This is a genomic window from Niveispirillum fermenti, from assembly GCF_048066175.1.
In the GTDB taxonomy this organism is placed as follows: Bacteria; Pseudomonadota; Alphaproteobacteria; order Azospirillales; family Azospirillaceae; genus Niveispirillum; species Niveispirillum fermenti.
Genome location: NZ_JBLTXA010000081.1, coordinates 1 through 2501, shown reverse-complemented (window position 1 = coordinate 2501; position 2501 = coordinate 1). Strand labels below are relative to the sequence as shown.

Sequence of the window (2501 nt, the reverse complement as noted above, 5' to 3'; positions counted from 1 at the left end):
CTCATACCGGATATTGGCGCGTTCCGGAATGGCGCGGTCGGCCAGGTGCCGATGCAGATGCTCACCGGCGCGGGTGTGGGCATAGTGGTACAGGGCGGCGGACGAATCGCTGCTGCCGAACGGCCAGTCATCCCGCACATACACCCATAATCAACCAGTGGCTGCCTTGGATCGGTTGGGAGGCGGCCGGTGCCTTAGCTTACCGCCTCGCAGGACCGACAGGCGAATTTCTCCCGCACGTCCTCGCCGACCACCATGGCGAGGACGTGCATGAAAAGTTCGTGGCAAGCTTGCAGCGAGCCTACCACAACCCGCCCAGGCTTGACTGGACAGGTATTGTAACATCATTGGATGCGGGGGCAGGATTTGAACCTGCGGCCTTCAGGTTATGAGTTTGAAAAGTACTCGTGCGATCAAATACGACCAAACAAGCCCACTCCCCATAATATATTGTTTATAAATACTAATCACAATGATCCATTGCCTCTCAAGTACGCTTCAGTTACCCTGATTTCACTCTCTCCTGTTACCTATATGTTACCTGCGGACCGGTGGCATGACCACAGTTTTTGGCAGGCACGGAGGCTGATGGTGGCGAAACTGACAAAGCGCGTGGTCGAACAGTTGGAGCCGGAAGCCGTCGAAACCATCCATTGGGATGATGAGCTTCGCGGCTTCGGCGTGCGGGTCTGGCCATCGGGCCGCAAGGTCTATGTGGCCATGACGCGGGTCAAAGGCCGACTACGGAAAGTAACGATCGGCACGCATGGCCCCATCACCGCCGAGAAGGCCCGGATCAAGGCACACGAAATCATCTCACAGGCGAAAGCTGGCAACGACCCTGTCAAGGAGTTGGACGTGGCTCGCAAATCGCCTACGGTCAAAGGGCTCGGCGAGCGTTTCCTCAAGGAACATGTCGCCGTCCGCTGCAAGCCCTCCACCCAGTATGAATACAGGCGCTCCGTCGAGCTGTTCATCAATCCCGAGATCGGTACCCGCAAGGTCCTGGATATCGAGCGCCGGGACATCGCCGAACTGCACCAATCCCTGCAGCATATTCCCTACCAGGCCAACCGGACCCTGGGGGTGTTGTCGAAGATGTTCAATCTTGCCGAGGTCTGGGGATTGCGGCCGGACGGCAGCAATCCGTGCCTGCATGTGAAGAAGTATCGTGAAGAGAAGCGCGAACGGTTCCTGGGTGCCGACGAGTACGCCTCCCTGGGCCGGACATTGGCCGAGGTTGAGGCGGACGGCTCGGAACCTCCGGCCGTGGTCGCCGCCGTCCGGTTGCTGATGCTGACAGGCTGCCGTCTGGGCGAGATCATGACCTTGAAATGGTCCTATGTGGATTGCCAGGCGCGGGTGTTGCGGCTGCCGGATTCCAAGACAGGCGCCAAGGTCGTCCATTTCGGAGAAGCCGTGGCCGCCGTCCTGCGGTCGATCCCCCGGCTGAAGGACAATCCCTGGGTCGTCACCGGCACGAAGGAAGGTGCCCGGCTGACCGATCTGCAGCCGCCCTGGCGCCGCATTCGCAAGAAGGCCGGGCTGGATGATGTCCGCATCCATGACCTGCGGCACTCGTTCGCCAGCGGCGCCCTGTTCCTGGGCGAAGGGCTGCCGATGATCGGCAAGCTGCTCGGACATACCCAGGTGCAGACCACAGCCCGCTATGCCCATCTGGCGGCCGACCCCGTCAAGAATGCCATGGAGAAGGTCTCGGACTTTATCGCCAAGCAGGCGACGATCAGCACAAAACGGCAGCGCAATCACAAATATACGGTCCAGCCCTTGGGATCCTGGGCGAGCGCGAAATCGGCCCCGTAGAGGCAGGGCGCCCCTCCCCTTTCGTCCTTCATAGCTGCTTCTGCATCTCCGGCAGGCGCTACGGCATATCATGGTCAGGATGACAGTGCTGCACCCAGTTGATCGACAAGACGTGCCCGGACAGTCTTGGCAAGTTTGTCCAGGTTCAGCTGTTTCCACCGCACGGCTGGCAGGTTCGCCGCTTCGGGAAGTCCGACGAGACGCCAGTCCGGCTCACCGCGCTTGAACCGCAACAGGAAGTCTCGATGCGCGGCCGGCATCCCGCCGATTATCGTGGCAATCAACGCTTCCCGCGCCGCCGCCAGGTCCTCAAGAACGACGGGCTCCGTCGTCATGCCCTTGAAACCCTGCGCGAACTCCTGCGTCAGGTCTTTGCGACGGGGTGCCACCAGTTCAAATATCAAGCGGTCATGGCTGACCAGATAGACGATGAAGGCGCGGCGCAGTTCGTCATTGATGCCCTCGTTGGCCAGCAGGTCCCTGATGTCGAACAGATCCCGCGGATGTTGCCGGTCGAGTGCCGCCACGATCTTTCCGGCATAAAGATCGGCAAACGAGACGACCTGCATTTCGGCAAAGCCGAACGCCTCCTCCACCGCAGCCGACACAGAGCGCAGCTCCGGTGCGAAGACGCAGCCACGCAGGACGGGCGTCACCTCGACCTTGATCTGGGCATC

2 protein-coding genes are annotated in these 2501 nt (G+C 60.6%); one reads left to right on the top strand and one right to left on the bottom strand.

From position 1 onward, the window contains the following. The first annotated feature begins 480 nt into the window (after positions 1-480). Positions 481-1824, top strand: coding sequence for a tyrosine-type recombinase/integrase (locus ACM9LZ_RS25680; RefSeq protein ID WP_416622347.1), 1344 nt, complete (start codon positions 481-483; stop codon positions 1822-1824). A 74-nt stretch (positions 1825-1898) separates the two neighbouring features. On the opposite strand, the gene ACM9LZ_RS25675 is transcribed toward ACM9LZ_RS25680, so the two are convergent. After that, positions 1899-2501, bottom strand: a 603-nt coding sequence (locus ACM9LZ_RS25675) for a nucleotidyl transferase AbiEii/AbiGii toxin family protein (RefSeq protein ID WP_416622346.1), incomplete at its 5' end; no start/stop codon positions are given.